The organism is Bradyrhizobium sp. 164, assembly GCF_023073715.1.
Lineage (GTDB): Bacteria > Pseudomonadota > Alphaproteobacteria > Rhizobiales > Xanthobacteraceae > Bradyrhizobium.
The window spans coordinates 64,698-84,028 of the sequence record NZ_JADPKA010000069.1; the positions used below are offsets into that span (position 1 = coordinate 64,698).

General features: G+C 64.3%; 17 protein-coding genes and 3 pseudogenes. 8 read left to right on the plus strand and 12 right to left on the minus strand.

Translation table 11 applies throughout. The annotated features are described in order from the left end of the window. Positions 1–2 precede the first annotated feature (2 nt). From IVB01_RS22360 to IVB01_RS22385, 6 genes and pseudogenes are all read right to left on the minus strand, one after another. Positions 3–836, minus strand: a complete 834-nt coding sequence (locus tag IVB01_RS22360) for an energy transducer TonB (protein ID WP_247280144.1) — start codon at positions 834–836, stop codon at positions 3–5. Next, positions 836–1,279 carry a TonB system transport protein ExbD gene (gene exbD / locus IVB01_RS22365; RefSeq protein ID WP_247280145.1) on the minus strand — a complete coding sequence of 148 codons (444 nt, stop codon included), beginning with the start codon at positions 1,277–1,279 and terminating at the stop codon, positions 836–838. Before exbD ends, IVB01_RS22360 begins: the two co-directional genes overlap by 1 nt. 4 nt (positions 1,280–1,283) lie before the next feature. After that, a complete protein-coding gene (gene exbB / locus IVB01_RS22370) occupies positions 1,284–2,060 on the minus strand; it encodes a tonB-system energizer ExbB (RefSeq protein ID WP_247280146.1) in 777 nt (258 codons plus the stop codon). A gap of 26 nt (positions 2,061–2,086) precedes the next feature. Continuing rightward, positions 2,087–2,602, minus strand: a complete 516-nt coding sequence (hutX, locus tag IVB01_RS22375; protein ID WP_247280147.1) for a heme utilization cystosolic carrier protein HutX — start codon at positions 2,600–2,602, stop codon at positions 2,087–2,089. A 27-nt stretch (positions 2,603–2,629) separates the two neighbouring features. After that, positions 2,630–2,963: pseudogene (locus tag IVB01_RS22380) on the minus strand (antibiotic biosynthesis monooxygenase). A gap of 98 nt (positions 2,964–3,061) precedes the next feature. Beyond that, positions 3,062–5,413 carry a TonB-dependent hemoglobin/transferrin/lactoferrin family receptor gene (locus tag IVB01_RS22385; RefSeq protein WP_247280149.1) on the minus strand — a complete coding sequence of 784 codons (2,352 nt, stop codon included), beginning with the start codon at positions 5,411–5,413 and terminating at the stop codon, positions 3,062–3,064. Between the two features lie 262 nt (positions 5,414–5,675). Between IVB01_RS22385 and IVB01_RS22390 the strand changes: the two genes are divergently transcribed. From IVB01_RS22390 to IVB01_RS22405, 4 genes are read left to right on the plus strand one after another with little or no spacing between them, the layout of a single operon-like run. Beyond that, positions 5,676–5,882: a hemin uptake protein HemP gene (locus tag IVB01_RS22390; RefSeq protein ID WP_247280150.1), complete on the plus strand. Its 207-nt coding sequence runs from the start codon at positions 5,676–5,678 to the stop codon at positions 5,880–5,882. Positions 5,883–5,887: 5 nt separating this feature from the next. Then, complete coding sequence (locus tag IVB01_RS22395; protein ID WP_247280151.1) at positions 5,888–6,841, plus strand: hemin ABC transporter substrate-binding protein; 954 nt, start codon at positions 5,888–5,890, stop codon at positions 6,839–6,841. Beyond that, positions 6,838–7,932, plus strand: a complete 1,095-nt coding sequence (locus IVB01_RS22400; RefSeq protein WP_247494886.1) for an iron ABC transporter permease — start codon at positions 6,838–6,840, stop codon at positions 7,930–7,932. Before IVB01_RS22395 ends, IVB01_RS22400 begins: the two co-directional genes overlap by 4 nt. Beyond that, on the plus strand, positions 7,929–8,732 hold the full coding sequence (locus IVB01_RS22405; protein ID WP_247416277.1) for a heme ABC transporter ATP-binding protein: 804 nt from the start codon (positions 7,929–7,931) through the stop codon (positions 8,730–8,732). Before IVB01_RS22400 ends, IVB01_RS22405 begins: the two co-directional genes overlap by 4 nt. A 71-nt stretch (positions 8,733–8,803) precedes the next feature. On the opposite strand, the gene IVB01_RS22410 is transcribed toward IVB01_RS22405, so the two are convergent. The 5 genes and pseudogenes from IVB01_RS22410 to IVB01_RS22430 form a co-directional block, all read right to left on the minus strand. Beyond that, positions 8,804–10,480, minus strand: coding sequence for a mucoidy inhibitor MuiA family protein (locus IVB01_RS22410; RefSeq protein WP_247280154.1), 1,677 nt, complete (start codon positions 10,478–10,480; stop codon positions 8,804–8,806). Positions 10,481–10,662: 182 nt separating this feature from the next. Next, a pseudogene (locus IVB01_RS22415) lies at positions 10,663–10,962 on the minus strand (DNA-binding response regulator); the annotation flags it as partial. Positions 10,963–10,967: 5 nt separating this feature from the next. Then, on the minus strand, positions 10,968–11,603 hold the full coding sequence (locus IVB01_RS22420) for a GNAT family N-acetyltransferase (protein WP_247280155.1): 636 nt from the start codon (positions 11,601–11,603) through the stop codon (positions 10,968–10,970). A gap of 22 nt (positions 11,604–11,625) precedes the next feature. Continuing rightward, positions 11,626–12,276: a CoA transferase subunit B gene (locus IVB01_RS22425; protein ID WP_247280156.1), complete on the minus strand. Its 651-nt coding sequence runs from the start codon at positions 12,274–12,276 to the stop codon at positions 11,626–11,628. 76 nt (positions 12,277–12,352) lie between these two features. Beyond that, positions 12,353–13,060, minus strand: a complete 708-nt coding sequence (locus IVB01_RS22430; RefSeq protein ID WP_008546160.1) for a CoA transferase subunit A — start codon at positions 13,058–13,060, stop codon at positions 12,353–12,355. A gap of 287 nt (positions 13,061–13,347) precedes the next feature. On the opposite strand from IVB01_RS22430, the gene IVB01_RS22435 reads away from it, so the two are divergent. Then, complete coding sequence (locus IVB01_RS22435) at positions 13,348–15,240, plus strand: AsmA family protein (RefSeq protein ID WP_247280277.1); 1,893 nt, start codon at positions 13,348–13,350, stop codon at positions 15,238–15,240. A 96-nt stretch (positions 15,241–15,336) separates the two neighbouring features. On the opposite strand, the pseudogene IVB01_RS22440 reads toward IVB01_RS22435, so the two are convergent. Continuing rightward, positions 15,337–15,654: pseudogene (locus tag IVB01_RS22440) on the minus strand (cation:dicarboxylase symporter family transporter); the annotation flags it as partial. Positions 15,655–16,090: 436 nt separating this feature from the next. Between IVB01_RS22440 and IVB01_RS22445 the strand changes: the two are divergent. The 3 genes from IVB01_RS22445 to IVB01_RS22455 all read left to right on the plus strand — a co-directional run bounded on the left by IVB01_RS22445 (position 16,091) and on the right by IVB01_RS22455 (position 19,306). Continuing rightward, positions 16,091–17,476, plus strand: coding sequence for an ABC transporter substrate-binding protein (locus IVB01_RS22445; protein WP_247280157.1), 1,386 nt, complete (start codon positions 16,091–16,093; stop codon positions 17,474–17,476). 94 nt (positions 17,477–17,570) lie between these two features. Continuing rightward, positions 17,571–18,443, plus strand: a complete 873-nt coding sequence (locus tag IVB01_RS22450; RefSeq protein WP_247280158.1) for a sugar ABC transporter permease — start codon at positions 17,571–17,573, stop codon at positions 18,441–18,443. Continuing rightward, on the plus strand, positions 18,440–19,306 hold the full coding sequence (locus tag IVB01_RS22455; RefSeq protein ID WP_247280159.1) for a carbohydrate ABC transporter permease: 867 nt from the start codon (positions 18,440–18,442) through the stop codon (positions 19,304–19,306). The genes IVB01_RS22450 and IVB01_RS22455 overlap by 4 nt, the downstream gene beginning before the upstream one ends. The last annotated feature ends 25 nt before the right edge of the window (positions 19,307–19,331 follow it).

Below are 19,331 nucleotides of genomic sequence, written 5' to 3' on the forward strand. Positions count from 1 at the left end.
ACTTATCGCACCGTAAACTCCACCGGAATCGTAAAGCTCATCGCGCCGTTCTTGACCTCGTCCGGGATCGGCGGAAACGGCGAGGCCTGGCGGATCATCGCCATGGCCTGAGCGTCGAAAGCGGCGACGCCGGACGAACCACTGAGGCGGCTGGATGTGACCTGCCCGCTACGGGCAATCGTAAAGCTCAGCCTCGCGATGCCACGCTGACCGCCGCCAGAGGACGGATATTGGTGGAAGCGCATCAGATGCGCGCGGATTCGCTGATTGTAGGATGCGATCACGGAGGCCACCGCGCCGGCGCTCTGGGCTGATGCCATCGCCGCCTCGCGCTCCGCGCGCGGGGCTGCGCTGGTGCGCGGCGCCGGCGGCGCCTCAGACGGCTTTTTCGCCTCGCGGCGAACCACCTTCGGCTTCGCCGGCGCCGGCTTTTCGACCGGGACGATCTTCGCCGGCTCGGGCTTGGCCGGGGTCGGCTCCAATCTCTGCTCGGGTGGCGCGACAACGTCCGGCTTTTCCTGCGGCGGCGTCGGCGCGATCGTCTCCTCGGCCATCTGCTGCTGCACGGGCTGCGGCGGCGAAGCATCGGCCTCCTGCATCACGGGCCCTGGCGCGATGTCGTCCTGCATCGATTGCGGCGCCGAAGTCACCGGTGCCATGTCGATCATGATCGCCGGCAGGCTCACACCTTGCTCGGGCTGCGACTTGAGCCAGCTCATCGCAAGCAGTGCCGCGGCCATGTGAAGCGCCACGATTACGGCCGCCGATAGGCTCCAGCGCATGGTTTCCCTTTCGCCGAGCGGCTCGTGCAGGGCAAACGCGTTTGCGGAGGTCATCAGCTGCGCCCGTCGAGGCCGACCAGCGCGACCTTCAGGTAGCCGGCATTGCGCAAGCTGTTCATCACCTCCATCAAGTCGCCATAGGAGACCGCCTTGTCGGCGCGCAGATAAATGCGCTCGTCCTTGCGGCCCTTGGTGGCGGCAGCGAGCGAGGTGCCGAGCGCATCGCGGGACACAAGATCCTCACCGACGGCAATCGAAAGATCCGGCTTCACGGTGACGAAGATCGGCTTGTCCGGCCGCGGCGCGGGCTCGGCGGCGCTCGCCGGCAGATCGACCCCGATGTCGACGGTGGCAAGTGGCGCCGCCACCATGAAAATGATCAGAAGCACCAGCATCACGTCGATGAATGGCGTGACGTTAATCTCGTGGGTCACGTCGAGATCACCCGGGTCACCGCGCGACCTGACCGAGGAGCTTGCGCCGAGCTTTGCGGACATGGCCCTACTCCGCCGCCCGCGCCAGGCGGAATTCTCTGTGGTCGCGCTGGCGGCTCACCAGCAGCGTAAGCTGTGCCGAGGCATCGCTGAGCAGCGCGCGGTAATTGGCGATGCCGCGAACGAGATGATTGTAGATCACGACCGCCGGGATCGCGGCGACGAGGCCGAGCGCGGTGGCAAGCAATGCCTCCGCGATGCCGGGCGCGACCACCGCAAGACTCGTGGTGTGGCTCTCGGAGATGCCGATGAAGGAATTCATGATGCCCCAGACCGTGCCGAACAAGCCGACGAACGGCGCGGTGGCGCCGATGGTCGCGAGCACGCCGGTGCCGCGCGCGATCTGCCGGGACATGGCCGCCTCGACCCGCTCCAACCGCAGCGCCACCCGCTCCTCAAGGCCGTTATCGAGCACGCCGCCGGAGAGCTCCGCCTCCTTGGCGCAGGACTGGATAAGCTGGGCGACCGCATCATGCGCATCGCCGGCCCGTGCCGCGGCCTCGGCCAGCGTCATGTTGCCTTCGAGCGCGCGCGTCCGGTGCAAAGCCAGCGCGCCCTTGCGGCGCAGCTCGATGGTCTTCGCAAGCCACACCGTCCATGTCACCAGCGAAGCCACGGCGAGGCCGACCATCACCGTCTTCACGATGATGTCGGCGCTGACGAACATGCCCCAGGGCGACAGATTGCGCGGTAACAGCGCTTCGTCGATCGCGAAGGCCGGTGTCGGCGCGAGCGCCAGCACGGATGTTACGATCATGTGCCGAAGCCTGGAATTGCTTTGCATCCTGATCTCCCGTCAGACAGAAGAAGCTACGCGGTTGGCTGCGGCGCGATCCGGTCCGCGAGCTGCCTGAACCGCGCCAGTTGGTCCGCACGCAGCGCACGGGTCTCGTCGCGGCCGACGAAGACCTTGAACATGATGCCGCCATCGGCATTGACGAAGGCGACGAAGGCGGACGTCTTGCCCATGAAGGGACGCTCGACGAAGACGACGGCCGCGCATCGCTCATGACGGAGATGGCCGTGCAATCCCTTCGGCTGCATCAGGTTGAAGTAACCGCGGCCGATCTCCCCCGCGGGAAGCGCCCCGGTGAACTCGAAGATCCCATCGTCCGTGTGGACGATCAGCGTGACCTCGCCCCATTCGGCGATATCCTGCATGGCGGCGGCGAAATGCTCACCGCCGCCCATGCGCACCATGGACGGCGGCAGCGCCTCGATCACAGCGCGCGGGGTGACCTTGCGCTCGCGCGCAACGTCCTCGATCACGGCGTCGGGATTGTCGGCCATATACGCCTTGAGATCGGCGAGATCGGTGCTCAACATGTCCAGCTCCCTTCATGATCGGCCGGCTCAGGCGGCCGCGTTCGCCTTGCGCTCAGTCATGATGACCTCGAACCCCTCGAACTTGGGATGGCCGAGATAGAGGCTTGCGCCGGTCTTGTTGTCGGCACGCGCATGTGCGCGGCGGAATTCCTCTGAGCGCGTCCAGGCCTCGAAAGCGGACTTGTCGACCCACACGGTGTGCGAGGAATACAGCGTGTGGTCCTCCAGCACCGGTCCTTAGCAAATGAAATTCGACGAAACCGGGCATGCTGCCGAGATAGGACTCCCGGCTGCGCCAGACGGTCTCGAACGCGGCTTCCGAGCCGAGCTTCACCTGAAAACGATTCATAGCGATGAACATGAAAGTCTCCTCTTCTGATCTAGACGAAAACGCGCCGAAGCCGCGCTGGAGCATCAGCGCGGCCCGGCGGAAGTTGTGGTGTTGCGGTGCCCTGCGGCTCACGCACCCCCAAAGTGGATCTTCAGGCCGGCCTTGTAGACCCTGCCCGGTCCCGGGCTCGTCCACAGCACGTCGTTCTGCGAGGTGCCATCGGTGGAGCTGCCGGGAATGGCATAAGGCCGGTAATACTGGTTCAGAAGATTGTCGATCGAGGCCGAGAACACGATATCCCTGGTCGCATTGTAGGTCAGATACAGATTGACGAGATCGTAGCCGGTCGAGCGAATATAGTTGGCCGGCACGTCGTTGTTCGGACCGAACGAAGCCCACTGCGCCGACACGATCAGGGTGCGATCAAGCAGGCGGACACCGCCGGTGGTGACGACCTTGGTCGGGCTGATGGTCGCAAGCCCGATATTGGTGGCGACGTTCTTGCCCTGGATGTAGTGACCGGCGACACCGATGAACCAGCTGCCCGCATCGTACATCGTCTCCGCCTCGAAGCCCTGGATGCGGGCATTGGCGATGTTCTGATACTGGTAGTATTGGCTGAACGAGCCGAATGGCGGCACCAGGACCGCCGCCGAAGCGACGAGGTCGATATAGTCGCTGACATCGTTGCGGAACAGGTTGATCTTTCCCCTGAACGAGTCAGACGCGCTGAAGATGTTGTCGTACTTCAGGTTGATACCGACTTCCTTGTTCTTGCCGACCTCGGGACGAAGGTTTGGGTTGGGGAGGAAGCAGAACAGGCCGACGGTGCCGTCGGGGCAGGGAAAGAACGCTGGTCCGCCCCCGGTCGCGTGCGCGCCGGAAATCACCGTCTCGGTGATCGACGGGGCGCGATAGCCTTCGGCATAGCTGACATAAGGCTGGAAGCCCGCGATCGGCGTGACGCCCAGGGTGATCTTGGGTGAGAAGCGGTCGCCGCCGGCGCTAGTCCTGCCGGAATCGAGGTCGTAGCGGTCATAGCGGATCGCGCTCACCGCCTCGAACCAGGTGCCGTAGTTCTGCTTCAACTGAACGAAACCGCCCGACACAGTACGGATGCCACTCGGCGTGGTGATGTTGGAGTTGCCGCGGCTGTCGGTCGTGATGACGTCGTCCTGAAACGCGTCGACGCCCCAGGTGACGGCGTTGCGCCAGTCGCCGACGTTGAAGCGCGTGGTGTTGTTGACGTCGATGCCGTAGGTGTTGAGGACATAGCCGCGTTTGTCGCCGACGCAGCCCGAGATGTTGTTGCCGAAATTGCCCGCGCCGCAATAGGTCGCGCCTCCGGTTGAATAGTGATAGGTCTTGGTCTGGTCGTTGTCGACGCGGTTGCCGTAGACCGACATGTGCCAATCGAACAGATTGTCGCTCGGCAGCGAATAATTCCAGGTAATCGTGCCGGTGTAATTCTTGGCGTCGGAAGCGTAAACCGAGGAGCCCTGATAAAGCGCGCGCTGCGCCGCAGTTAGCACCGGGCCCCGGTTGAACTGACCAATATCGTACTGATAATCCTGGAAGATGGCACCGAACTTGACCTCGTGACCGAGGGCCGGCCGCACCGTGAGCTTCATCAGCCCGCTTTCGACCTGGTTACCGGTGTTGCCGATCTCGGTGCCATTGCCGTCCTTGTAATTGCCCTGCGTGCGATAGACCGCGCCGCCGAAGACATCGATATCGGGCGTGGCGCGCACGCCGCCGAAGACCGAAGCGAGGCCGCGATTGTTATTGGAGCCGTAGGAGCCGGAGAGATCGACGCCCCAGCGCTCGCCGGGGCGTAACACGTCGTTGATGTCCTTGGTGCGGAAGGAGACCAAGCCGCCAATCGCACCGGAGCCGTAGATATTGGCAGTCGGTCCCCGCACGACATCGACCCCGCCGATCAATTCAGGGTCGAGGAAGAAGGAGCCGTTGGCGTTGTGGCCGGTGCGCTGGTAGTTCTGCCGCGCACCGTCGACCACGACCGCGACGCGGCCGAAATCCTGCAAGCCGCGGATGTTGATGACGGTTGCGGGATCGTCGCCGCGCTCCTGGAACGACACGCCGGGCACGGCATAGAAGATGCCCGACAAACGGTTGGGCTGAAGCCCCTGGATCTGGTCGAGCGAAATCGAGCTGACTGGCGCGAGCGCATCGATCGTCCGCTGCGGTGTCTTGGTCGCGGCGACCGTAATCGTGTCGAGCGTCTGAACAGGCGCCGCGCCTCCAGCCTGGGCGCGGGCGTTCATGACGTCGGGCGCTGCCGGCTGCGCAACTGGCGGCTTCACCGGCTTGCGCTTCGCTTGCTTCGGCCATTCCGACGACGCACTTTCGGCCTGCGGCTGGGCGGCCTGTGCAAGCCCCCTCTCCGCCGTCATTGCCGCGATTGAAACCACCGACGCGCCCAAAATCAGGGCGCGCGAATACCTAGCCCCGTCAGCCATATCAGCCCCAGCCTGCACTTCACTTTAGTTTTGGAGTTTTATTGGCTGGCGTGCGTTCGCAACGCGAACGACTGGCTGGCTGTCTTTCGAAAGCACGCGGGGCACTCCCCACTGCCATAATCGGTTACGTGGCAACACTCTGACCGTCAATGACATCCGGTTACAGTTTATATCGATTGTAAATTGCTGCCGTTGGAATGCGCCTCGCGCCCCTTATACAAAGCAAGACGCATCTGAATTTCGAAAGCGCATCACACCAACAATGTCAGCAACATCAGGAGACAGCAGCAGCGGCGCGGCGGGGGCGGCAGGAGGCCCTTCTGCAGCAACGAGAACCCTCACCATGCGAGGAAGCCGGATCGACAGCCGCGAGCTGTTTGCGGCCGAGCGCGAGATCATCATTGCGCATGGCGAGGACAGCTATCGCCTGCGCCTGACCTCGCAGAACAAGCTGATCCTGACCAAGTGAACGCAATGACATTTTGTCGCACGCTTGCAAGCCTCCTGCTCTCCGGCACGTTCGCGCTCGTGTCCGGCGCGCACGCCGCCGGTATCACGGTGCACGACGCGCGCAATCGCGACGTCGCCATCACCGATTTCGCACGCACGGTCTCGATCGGCGGCGCCATCACCGAAATCCTCTATGCACTCGGCCTGGAGAGCCGGCTGGTTGGCGTCGACACGACGAGCCTCTATCCGGCGGCGGCGCTGCACGACAAACCCAATGTCGGCTACATGCGCCAGATTTCCGCCGAAGGTGTGCTGGGCCTCAACCCGACGCTGATCCTGGCGATCCAGGGATCGGGCCCGCGCGAGACCATGAACATCCTGGAGGCGGCGAAGGTGCCGCTGGTGCTGGTGCCCGAGACCTTCTCCGAGGAAGGTCTGATCGAGAAGATCAAGCTGGTCGGCCACGCCATGGGCGTCGATGCGCGCGCCGAATGCCTGAGCGCTGCGGTCGGCACCGATCTCGCGCAGCTCCGCGCGTTGCGTGCCAAGGTGACGAAGCCGGCGCGCGTGATGTTCGTGATGTCGCTCCAGAACGGACGCGCCATGGTCGCCGGCCGCAAGACCGCGGCCGACGAGATCATCCAGCTCGCCGGCGCCGCCAACGCCGTGGACGATTATGATGGCTACAAGATCATCGGCGACGAGGCGATCGTGGCAGCCAAACCCGATGTCGTGCTGTCGATCGAGCGCGGCAACGATTCGCTCCAGGCCGAAGCGGTCTATGCCCATCCCGGCTTTGCGCTGACGCCGGTTGCGTCCAACAAGAGTTTCATCACCATGGACGGACTCTATCTGCTCGGGTTCGGGCCGCGCACGGCCGCGGCCGCTCGCGATCTCTCCGTCAAGCTCTATCCGACGTTGGCCGAACAGGGCGGCGCGTTCACGTCGGCCCTGTCGGCGGCGAATTGCCGGCAATGAGTGTGGCGGTCGGGACGGATGCGCAAAGCCGGCGACGACGCGCCGCACGACGACGTGCCGCATCGTTCGCGCTTCCCCTTCTGGTCGTGCTACTCGTGCTCACCGCCATCGTTGCGCTGACGGTTGGCGCGGCCGGTATTCCTCTCTCGCGACTGCCTGCTGCGCTCGGCTTTGCCGGCAATACGATCGCCGACGCCATGACGGCGCGTGACCAGCTCGTGCTGTGGTCGATCCGCATTCCCCGGATCGCAGCGAGCGCGATGGTTGGCGGTCTGCTCGCCGCGGCCGGCGCGATCATGCAGGGGCTGTTTCGCAATCCGCTCGCCGATCCCGCGCTGGTCGGCGTTTCCAGCGGCGGCGCGCTCGCGGCGGCGAGTGCGATCGTCTTCACCGATTCACGCTTCGGCGAAGCGCTGCGCTTCCTCCAGACCGAGCTGTTGCCGCTCGCGGCCTTTACAGGTTCGCTGACGACGACCGCGATCCTCTACGGCATCTCCAGCCGTGCCGGGCGAACCTCCATCGCGATCTTCCTGCTCGCCGGCGTCGCCATCACCGCCATTGCCAATGCCGGCATCGGGCTGCTGGTGTTCGTCGCCGACGACCGCCAGCTCCGCGACATCACGTTCTGGCTGCTGGGCTCGATGGGCGGCGCGACCTGGACCAAGGCCGCCGTGCTCACGCCGATCCTGGCCGTCGGGCTTGCGGCCTGCGCCTTCATCGCGCGCGGGCTCGATCTCCTGGTGCTCGGCGAAGCCGACGCTTTTCACGGCGGGGTCGACGTCGAGCGCCTGAAACGGATCTCGATCGTCGTGGTTTCCGCCATGACCGGCGTTGCCGTGTCGATCAGCGGTGTCATCGGCTTCGTGGGCATCGTCGTGCCGCATCTGCTCCGCCTCGTCGTCGGACCGGCGCATCGCCTGCTGCTGCCCGCCTCGGTGCTGCTTGGCGCTATTCTGATGGTCGGCGCCGACACGCTGGCGCGCACCATCGTGGCGCCTGCGGAGATGCCGATCGGCATTTTGACCGCGGCCGTCGGTGCGCCGGTCTTCCTGGCCATCCTGCTGCGGCAGCGTGGGCTCGCCTCGCTATGAGCGCCGTGATCGAGGCGCGATCCTTAAGCAAGCACGCCGGCCGCGCGACGCTGCTCGATGGGGTTGGCCTGCATGTCGCGGCCGGCGAGATGGTCGCCATCATTGGCCCGAACGGCGCCGGAAAGTCGACGCTGCTGCGGCTGCTCTCCGGCGATCTCCGCCCGAGCGAGGGCGAGGTGCGGCTGAAGCAGCGCGACATCAGCAGCTTCACGCCGCGCGAGCTCGCCGCGCGCCGCGCCATGCTGTCCCAGCACATCAACGTCACCTTTCCCTTCACCGTCGAGGAGATCGTGCTGATGGGCGCGGGCGATCGCAGCTCGCGCGAGGCGAGCGCGCTCGTCGATGCCGCGCTGGACGAGGTTAGCCTCGCCCATTTCAGAGACCGGCAATTGCCGACACTGTCTGGCGGCGAGCAGCAGAGAGCCCATTTCGCCCGCGTGCTGGTGCAACTCGCCTGCGGCGAGGCCGAGCACGGCCCGGGACTTCTGCTGCTGGACGAGCCGACCTCGAGCCTCGACCTGCGCCACCAGATCGACCTCGTGGAAGCCGCGCGCCGCCGCGCGGCAGGCGGCACGGCCGTGGTCGCAATCCTGCACGACCTTAACCTCGCAATCCGCTTCGCGGACCGACTGATCGTGCTGAACCGCGGTAAGCTCGCCGTCGACGGCCCGCGGGCCGATGTCGTCACGCGCGAGATCATCCGCGACATCTTCGAGATCGATGCCGCCGTGCACCAAGGCGACGACGGCGTACCGTACGTGCTGCCGCAATCGATGCGAGCGGCTGGGCCTGCGCGATGATGCCCAGTTGGTTGGCGCAGAGCTTGCGGCGCACTTCACCTGTCCCTACGGGAGAGGTGAAGAGACACCGTCTAGCCGGCCGGTGCGATCACCATGCTCTTGTCCTTCGGCCAGCGGATGCGCCAGGCGAAGTTGATGTCCTTGGACTCGCCGGGCTTGGCGTCGAACGACCATTCCAGCACGCCGCGCTTGTCGCGAATGTTGCTCGCGGTGGGCGGCGTGCTCGCGGGCAGCATCTCGACCACTATGTCCTCGTTCTCGCTGACCGGAAGCTGATCCTCGATCGCAATCTTAATCGGGAAGTCGTGTCCATTGCGGATCGTCGTCTTGAACGCGCGCTCGTCGGTCTTCGACGTCGTGACAAGGAGACCCGCCGACCCCTCGTTGCGCTTGAGCACCGCGCGCTCGATCTTAACCTTGTCGTCGGCGCCGAAGCCGAGCCGCACGATGTCGTCCTTGGCCGACGCCGTGATCTTGCCGCGGCCGACGAAGACGCCGTCGCGGTAGATCGCGACCTTGCCCGGCAATAGAGTCGCCTCGTCGCTCTGCCTGAAGCTGGCTTCGAGGAAGGCGGTCGGGTCCATCACCGGGGCGGCCCGCACCGCCAGATCGGCGGGCACATTCACCGAAGCGATACGGAGGCTCTTGGCGCCTTCGGCGGCGCCGAGGCTGACGCGCCCGGGAATCTTGAAGGTGGCCTGGAAGTCACCGATCTCGGCAACCGCCTGCTGCTCGTCAGCGCGTTCACGCGGCTCGGCCGATTCGGCCATTTTCGAAAGATGGGGTTGCATCTGACGTGCAACCGGCGCGGGCCGCGCCGGATCTGAGACCGTTCCTGCAGCCACCGGTCTCGCCACCTGCGGATATTGCGCGACCAGCGAATTAAGCTCCGGGGCGCTGCCGCCGCGGCTGATGCGAACGGTAGAGACGCCGAGCGTGACGTTGGACCAATCCTCGCCGGTTGATTGCGTGACCTCGGCGCGGCGCACCAGCTCGAGCTGCGGCTTGCGGTCCTTGGCGCCGGTGTCGAGCCGGGCGTCATAAAGCGGCAGCCAGCGCGCATTGCGCACGGTATAGGTCACCCGCAGCGTCGCCTTGGTCGCGGCTGCCGAGGCGACGTCGATCCGCACCTCCAGCTTGCTCGGCGGCTTGGCCGAACGCTCGGCCTCGAGCTGCGCGATCTGCCGATCGATCTCGCGCTGTTTTCGCGCGGCCTCGCGGATCGCAGTGTCGGCGGTCGCGATCTCCTCGGCGACGGCGGCAAAGGCCGCGCGCCATTCGGTGATCGGCCGGGCGTCGCCCTTGTCGCCGAGACCGGCAGGCGAGGCTTCGGCAAAGTGCTGCGCAAATTTGCGCCGGGCGGTGGCCGAGTCGATGACACCTTGCAGATCGGCGCGCTGATCCTTCAGCGCCTCTATGCGCTTGTCGAGCTCCGGCAGGTTCACCGGCGGCGCCGCACGCGGCGGTCGCGCGTCGATGGTGCCGATGGTCAGCTTGGCGCCCGCCTCGCCTTCGACGCGGAGGGAGGACGGATCGAGCGAGAGCGGAAAGTCCTTCGCGACCAGCGTATTGTCACCAGAGGCCAGATCCAGCGCGATGACCCGGGTCACGGTGGCACCATCGGGATAGACGGTGACGGTGTCGATAGCCGATGTGGCGTCCACGTCGGCGGCCCATGACGGCAACGCCGCCGCCGTGGCCACCAGGACCAGACTCGTCGTCGCCAGATATTTCGCGATGGTACGCATAAATTTCCTCCCTGCCGATATCGACGCGTCACCAGCCGGACGCGCGAAAAGATGCCTCGCCATCGTGATGAGACGCGGCAGGGAAGGAACCGGTTCGATTGGGGTTTCCGTGGGACGCTGCGGCGGCGGCAGGGTGGCCGCGGAACGCGTTGTGGTCCCGCCAAGCCTCGGACATGGGCAGCCGAGCCCTGACCGAACATGCGGCGAAGCAGATCGGCCGGGTTGCGGGCGGCTTTCGGCAACACGCTGGCGCCGTAGCCCTCGATCGTCCGCGCGCTCAGATGCGTGCGCCGACGGTTTTTGTTGGTGAGGCGCGCAGCGAGATGTTCGAGCCGTCGCCTGCGCGCTTGGTCGGCGGTTCGCAGCCGGCCAGCCAGCGCTGGCGGTTCGCGCCGGGCTTGCGCGAACTCGTCAACGGCAGCATCGATCCGATCGACCATGTCGCGGGCGCGGAACGGCTTTCCGATGAAATCGGCCGCGCCGCAGGCTAGATTGTCTGCATGAACATGCGAAAGCCGGGCGCGCCGATCAGCGCCTCGAAATCGGGATCCCGCTTCTCCTCCGCGAACACGAATCCGGCCTTACTATAGGCACGTTCGGCGGGCTCGTTGCCGATCAGAAACGATATCGTCGCCCGGCCAAATCCAGCCGCCCGCCCTTTATCCAGCGCGTGCCGGATCAGCGCCTGCACCAGCCCGCGACCGCGATAGGCGGGATCGGTTGCGATATATTCTATCATCCAGTCGCCCTCGCCGCCCTGAACCCAGCAGGCGCGCGTATAGGCGCCGCGTCGACGGATGGCTTCCAGCTCCGGCGCGGCGAGCCCGGTTGCAGCGGCGACTTCCTCGATCGCGCGCCAGGCCGAAGGTCCGGTGCCGGCCGCCGGCAGCGCGGATAGCGCGGCGGCAGGCATGCCATCGATCTCGGCGATCAGGAATTGCGAGACGTGCCACATCGACACCGCGTCTGCGACGGTGATGCGCGCGATGAAATCGAGGCACTGCACTTCGGGCCAGCCGAGCGCGACGTCGAACCAGCCACGCGTGCGGTAGCCGCGCTGCGACGTCAGAATGGTTCGTGCGACAACACCGACGTCGTCGGGACGCGCTGACCGTATCGTCATGCGCGCCTCCATTGCGACGGCCTTACGTATTCTTCAGCGCAACGCGGAATTCGGCTTCGGTCTTGGCCTTGACCTCCTCGAGCGAGACGCCGTCGGCGAGCTCGATCAGGGCCATGCCGCCGTCGCCGTGCTTGTCGATGGTGAAGACGGCGAGATCGGTGACGACCATGTCGACCACGCGCTCGCCGGTGAGCGGCAGGTTGCACTGCTTCAGTAGCTTCGGACCGTCCTTGGCGGAATGCTCCATCACCACGACGACGCGCTTGACGCCGGCGACGAGATCCATCGCGCCGCCCATGCCCTTGACCATCTTGCCCGGGATCATCCAGTTGGCGAGGTCGCCGTTTTGGGCCACCTGCATGGCGCCGAGGATCGACAGATCCATGTGACCACCGCGGATCATGCCGAAGGAATCGGCGCTCGAGAAATAAGACGTGGAGGGCAGTTCGCTCACGGTCTGCTTGCCGGCGTTGATCAGGTCCGCGTCCACCTCGTCTTCATAGGGGAACGGGCCCATGCCGAGCATGCCGTTCTCGCTTTGGAGGCTGACGTCAATGCCGTCGGGGATGTAGTTCGAGACCAGCGTCGGGATGCCGATGCCGAGATTGACGTAATAGCCGTCGCGCAGTTCCTTCGCGGCGCGCGCGGCCATCTGTTCACGGGTCCAGGCCATCTAACTCTCCTGTAGTGCTTCATTGCGCATGATCTTGCCGGAAAATCGGTATCCACTTTTCCGGATCATGCGCGCCTTAAGCGGCGGGGCGCGGGCGGGTGTTGCGGAATTCGATGCGCTTCTTGGCCGTGCCGACCTCGACGATGCGCTTCACGAAGATGCCGGGCGTGTGGATGTGGTCGGGATTGAGCTCACCGGCCGGAACCAGATGCTCGACCTCGGCCACCGTGATCTTGGCGGCGGTCGCCATCATCGGGTTAAAGTTGCGCGCAGTCTTGCGGTAGATGAGATTGCCGGCGGTGTCGCCCTTCCAGGCATGCACGATGGCGAGATCGGCGAACAGGCCACGCTCCATCAGATATTTCTCGCCGTCGAATTCCTTTACTTCCTTGCCTTCGGCGATCAGCGTGCCGACGCCGGTCTTGGTGTAAAAGGCCGGGATGCCGGCGCCGCCGGCGCGAATGCGCTCGGCCAGCGTGCCCTGCGGATTGAATTCGAGTTCCAGCTCGCCGGCGAGGAATTGCTGGGCGAACAGCTTGTTCTCGCCGACATAGGACGAGATCATCTTCTTGATCTGCCGGGTTTCCAAGAGGCGGCTGAGCCCGATACCGTCGACGCCAGCATTGTTAGAGACCACCGTCAGGCCCTTGACGCCGGACTCGCGGATCGCGTCCGACAGCTCCTCGGCGATGCCACAGAGGCCGAAGCCGCCCGACATGATCATCATGTTGTCTTTCAGAATGCCTGACAGAGCCGACTTGGCGTCGGGATAGACCTTGTTCATGCAAATGACCTTCGACTGAACCTTCGGCTTGCGGGCGTCGCGCCTTATTGGCGGCGATTATTAGGCGAAATTCTCCGAAGCCGTCAATGATACGGGGTTCTCCGATCCGTGGCCGGGTGATAGAAGCTGCCCACGCCGTGGGCAGAATCGTCCGCGGCCTTGAAAGCGACAAGAAAACCCATCAAGTTGCGGGACTTAACATAATAAGGCTTGGGCATGGGCACGCAGGTTTCCCGACCCGCCCTTCTGGCTCCAATGACCAACCCGATCAGGACATGCCATTGACCATGGCCCAAGGAATGAAGCGCCTCGGGACGCCGATCGCGGCGCTGCTCGGCCTGGCGCTGATCGCCCTGATCGCGACCTCCTGGCTCATTAACCGTGACGCGCTGCGCCAGGCGGTGGAAGCGCAGATCCGCGACGTGACCGGGCTCGAGCTCAGTGTCGCAGGCAACATCGACATTTCGGTCCTGCCGGCGAGCTACATCTCCTTCCGCGACGTCGGTCTCAAGGGCGGCGGCGCCAACGATCCCGCGCTCCATGTCGACGTCCTCACCGCCAATTTGCGGCTGCTGCCGCTGCTGCTGCAACGGTTCGAAATCGCCGACCTGACGCTGCTGCGGCCGCGCATTCATGTCAGCCTGAAGCCGGACGGCGAGAGCAACTGGACGCCCTTCATCCAGACCATTGCGCGCACCATGAAGCCCGGCGCCGACAATCAAGTGTCGTTCTCCGAGATCAGGATCCAGGACGGCGTGCTCAATTACGAGGACGTTGCCACGCGCGCCACCGAGAAGCTAGAGGACATCGACCTGTCGCTGGCCTGGCCCTCGATCTCGCGCTCCTTCGCCGCGACCGGACAGTTCGACTGGCGCGGCGAGCGCGTCGATGGCTCGATCACCTTTTCCGATTTCGTCGCCGCCCTCTCCGGCGAGCGCTCAGGATTGAAGGCGCGGATCGCGAGCGCGCCGCTCAAGCTCGCCTTCGACGGCAGCGTCGCCAACCGCACCAGCCCGATGATGGAAGGCACGCTCACCATCGACAGCCCGTCGTTGCGCAATGCGCTGCGCTGGACCGGCCAGCCGCAGCCCGCCAGCGGCGGCTTCGGCCGTTTCGCGCTGAAGGCGCGCGCCAATGTCGTGGGTGCCTCGATCGCGCTCACCAACGTCAATGTCGAACTCGACGGCAATGCCGCTGAGGGCGTGATGACCTACGCCAATAACGGCCGGCAGACGCTGCAGGCGACGCTCGCCGCCGACGCGCTCGACTTCACACCCTATATCTCGACCTTCCGCCTGCTCGCGAGCGGCGCGCGCGACTGGAACAGGCAGCTGTTCGATCTTAACGGGCTCTCGACCACTGACCTCGACATGCGCCTGTCAGCGGCAAAGCTGACGGTCGGCCCGTCGAAGCTCGGCCGCACTGCGATCGGCGCCAATTTGCGGAACGGCACGCTGGCGCTCTCGGTTGGCGAGGCCCAGGTCTATGGCGGCATCGCCAAGGGCTCTTTCGGCATCGCGCGCGCCGACAGCGTCGCCGACATCAAGGCGCAATTCCAGTTCACCGACGTCGATCTCCAGGCTTGCGCCTCCGAACTGTTCGGCCTCAACAAGCTGTCCGGCCGCGGCAACATCAACGTGTCGCTCTTCGCCTCCGGCTCGAGCCCGTTCGGCCTCGTGCAGTCGCTCGACGGCAGCGCCACCGTCACCGGGCATGACGGCGCGATCTCCGGCTTCAATGCCGAGCAGCTGCTCAAGCGGCTGGAGCGGCGGCCGCTGTCGGGCGGCGGCAATTTCCGCAACGGCTCGACCCCCTACGACAAGCTCACCATCGCAGTGAAATTCTCCGACGGGATCGCCACCGCCGAGGACATCCGCATCGAAGGACCCGCGGCGAAGATCACGCTGACCGGCACCGCCTCCGTGCCGACACGCGAATACGACATGAAGGGCGTCGCGAGCCTCAACACGACGTCAGGCTTTCAATTGCCCTTCATGGTGCAGGGGCCCTGGGACGATCCCCTGATTTTCCCCGACCCCGAAAGCCTGATCCGGCAGTCGCCCGCAGCATCTCCCTTCCTCGATCTCCTGAAGCAGCGCATTACCGGTGGCGGAAAGCGCCCGGCGCAGGACGGATCGCCGACGGCGGAGAACGCGAAGGAGGGCGCCAAGTCCAACTAGAGTGATCAACCTCGCTCTCTTAGGCTTGGCAGCCTGCGCGCGACAGGCTCGATTTGCCAAATCCAACAGTGCGACGGATTTCATGCAAACGCGGCGTCAAGCGGCCGATTGCGTCGTCGAGATCCAGCTCTTGTCCTCGTGCACCATGGTTGCCCCGTCGATCTTCGTCCCGGCCGCGACCTTGATAGTGCCGCTCTGTCCCAGTTCACGGGCCAGCACCTCGCGGTCACAGGCGTCCTCCCACAGCGAAATGGTGATGGACGCGACACAGTTGCTGATCATGCTGGTCAGCGCCCGCGCCTCCGACATGAAGCGGTCGATGCCAACAAGCAGCGCCAGGCCGGGCACCGGCAAATCCGGCATGACCGAAAGGGTCGCGACAAGCGCGACGAAGCCGCTGCCGGTGACGCCTGCCATTTCAACCGGGCTGAAGGGGAAACGCTGACAGTTTGCCCGCTAAGCGGTGCAAGTCCGTTCCCCGACGAACCTGAGTTCCTGGATCAATCGGCCCGTTTGCTTCAGAGACATTTTGGCTCCCGCAGCCGGAGCGCCGCGTCGCTGCGAGCCGGCTGCGTTGCGTTCAGTCCTCATACCGCTTACAACAGCTGAGTCTTTCGCTGGCGGCGAGCAGGTGTGTGGAGCTGCGCATGGGCAGGCCAAGCCAGAACGCACAAGGCGAATTGATCGCTGCGAATTGATGCGGCGATTGGATCGATACGCGGGTCAAGCATCTCCGCGAGGCTCCATCCCACGACATTGGTCTGACAACATGGCGCTAGATCAGACTTCCGCCATGCGCTAGTGTTTTAGACGGCCGGCTAAAAACACCGGCCGTTTGAGGGAGAAAAACGTGAGATCCAAGGTTATTGGCGCAGTATCATTGGCGGTCGCTGCGGTTGGGCTTTTCGCCGCCACTGCACCCGCCTTTGCGCAGCAGAAGACGATTACGGTCTGGTGGGGCAAGGGCTTCTATCGCTCCGAAGACGACGCGCTGATCGAGACGATCAAGAAGTTCGAAGCCAAGACCGGCATCAAGGTCGAATTGTCGCAGTACGCGATCCAGGACATGATTCCGAAGACGGTCGCGGCGCTCGATGCCGGCACGGTGCCCGACGTTGCCTACTCCGACTCCTATGACGTGCAGGCGCAGGGCAAGTGGGCATACGAGGGCAAGCTCGAGGACCTCACGGATGTCATGGAGCCGATCAAGGGCCGGTTCGTGCAGAACACGCTGGACGCGTCGATCCTCTACAACGACGTGACCAAGAAGAAGGCCTATTACGGCTTCCCGCTGAAGCAGCAGAGCATGCACGTCCAGATCTGGAACGACATGCTGGAGAAGGCCGGCTTCAAGCAGAGCGACATTCCGACCGATTGGACGGGCTACTGGTCGTTCTGGTGCGACAAGGTGCAGCCGGCGATCCGCAAGGCGACCGGCCAGCGCATCTATGCCGTGGGCCAGCCGATGGGCGTGGAATCCACCGATGCCTTCCAGTCGTTCTACACCTTCATGGACGCCTACCACGTCAAGCTGGTCGACGACGACGGCAAGCTGCTGGTCGATGATCCCAAGGTCCGCGAGAACCTGATCAAGGCGATGAAGGACTACACCGACACGTACATCAAGGGCTGCACGCCGCCGTCCTCGACGACGTGGAAGGATCCTGACAACAACGTTGCCTTCCACAACAAGACGATCGTGATGACCCACAACTTCACGATCTCGATCGCGGCGAAGTGGTTCGAGGATTCGCAGAACCAGGCCCTCACCCAGGAACAGCGCGACGCCGGCAAGAAGGCCTATGAACAGGACATCATCACGGCGTCCTTCCCCAAGGCGCCGGATGGTTCGACCATCCGCTACCGCTCCGACGTCAAGACCGGGCTGATCTTCACCGCGGCCAAGAACAAGGCCGAGGCCAAGCAGTTCATCAGCTTCCTGCTCCAGGAAGAGAACGTCCGTCCCTATATCGAGGGCGCGCTCGGCCGCTGGTTCCCGGTGACGAAGGAAAGCCAGGAAAGCCCGTTCTGGCAGGCTGACAAGCACCGCAAGGCAGTCTACACGCAGTTCAAAGGCGGCACCGCCGCGTTCGACTTCACCAAGAACTGGAAATTCACGATTCTCAACAACGAGAACGTGTGGGCGAAGGCGATGAACCGGGTGGTGAGCGAGAAGGTTCCGGTCGACAAGGCCGTCGACGAACTGATTGCCCGCATCAAGCAGGTCGCGGGTTAAGTCGTCCGCCCCTCTCCCCGCGTTGCGGGGAAAGGTATAAGAACAACACCGGCCGCGTTTCGCGGCCGGCTTCTCTTTGAAGAGTTCGAAAAGAATGGCGATCACGCTCTCTGGCGATCAGGCAATTCCCGGCCCGCCTCTGTCGTCGCGGCTGACCCCGGCGCAGGTCTGGGGCATCGTGCTGCTCGCGCCCTACCTGCTCGTTTTCCTGGCCTTCGTCGTTTATCCCGTCTGCTATGGGCTGTGGCTGGCGCGCGCTCCGGCGAACTACGTCGCGCTGTACAACGACCCGATCTTCGCCCGCGCCGCGGTCAACACGCTGATTTTCCTGGTCATCGGCATCAATATCAAGATGCTGATCGCGCTGTTCTTGTCCGGCTTCTTCGCCCAGCAGCGCACCTGGATCAAATGGCTCTCGGTGATCTTCATCCTGCCCTGGGCGGTGCCGTCGATCCCGACCATCCTGTCGGTACGCTTCATGCTCAATCCCGAATGGGGCATGATCAACCACCTCATCTTTTCCTTCACCGGCGATGACGGCCCGAACTGGCTGAACGATCCGACCGTGGCGCTGAGCATGGCGATCGCCGTGCACATCTGGAAGTCGCTGCCGTTCTGGACGCTGATCCTGATCACCGGCCGACTTGCGATCTCGCACGATCTGTTCGAGGCCGCCGAGGTCGACGGCGCGAGCTGGTGGCAGAAATTCCGCTACATCACCTGGCCGTCAATGCAGACGCTGTACGTCACCTGCACGCTGCTCTCGATGATTTGGACGCTCGGCGATTTCAACAGCGTCTATCTGCTCACCGGCGGTGGCCCGGCCGACCTCACGCACGTGCTGTCGACGCTCGGCATCCGCTATCTCCGGCTCGACCAGCTCTCGCTGGCCATGGCGTCGATCGTCTGCGCGATGCCGTTCGTCCTGCCGCTCGTGTACTTCATGATGAAACGGTTGTCGCGATGAAGCTCCCCGGCGTAAGCGAATTTTCTTGGCGTGACGTCGCGACCGAAGCGCGGCTGCTGCTGATCGGCATCCCCGTCTTCCTGTGGACGATGATCCCGATCTATCACATGTTCCTGTTCGCGATCTCCCCGAAGGAGGACGCGTTCTCGGGCAAGCTGTGGCCGGATCATCCGACGCTGCATAACTTCGAGATCGTGTTCAAGCAGCAGCATTACTTTCTGCGCGACTTTTACGTTCAGTTCTGGAATTCGACGGTGATCGCCGTCTCCGTCGGTGTGCTGACGCTGTTCATCGCAACCGCGGCGGCGTTCTCCATCTCACGGCTGAAGGTGCCGGGCGGACGCACCGTGCTGAACCTGGCGCTCTTCACCTATTTCATCCCCGCCGCGTTCCTCGCCGTGCCGATGTACCGCACCATGGGCAATTACGGCCTGCTCAACAATCACTGGTCGCTGATCCTGGCCATGGTGACGATCGCCTCGCCTTACGCGATCTGGGTGCTCAAGCAGGCCTCCGACAAGCTGCCGGTCGAGCTGGACGAAGCCGCCGTGATGGACGGCGCGACGACGCTGCAGATCTTCCGTCTGGTCTACCTGCCGCTGATGATGCCCTCGCTGGTCGCGATCGGCACCTATGCGGTGCTGCTCGCCTGGAACGAATATCTCTACGCGTTCCTGCTGCTCTCCAACGACCGCGAGATCACCCTCCCCGTCGCGCTCGGCAACTTCCTCGCCGCCGACGATTCCCCGTGGGAACTGCTGATGACCACCGGTTTCATCTACGCGCTGCCGCCGGCCGCGGTCTATTACGCCTTCCGCCGCTACATGGTGGGCGGACTGACGGCGGGTGCGGTGAAGTCGTAGGCAAACTGGTCATTCCGGTGCACGC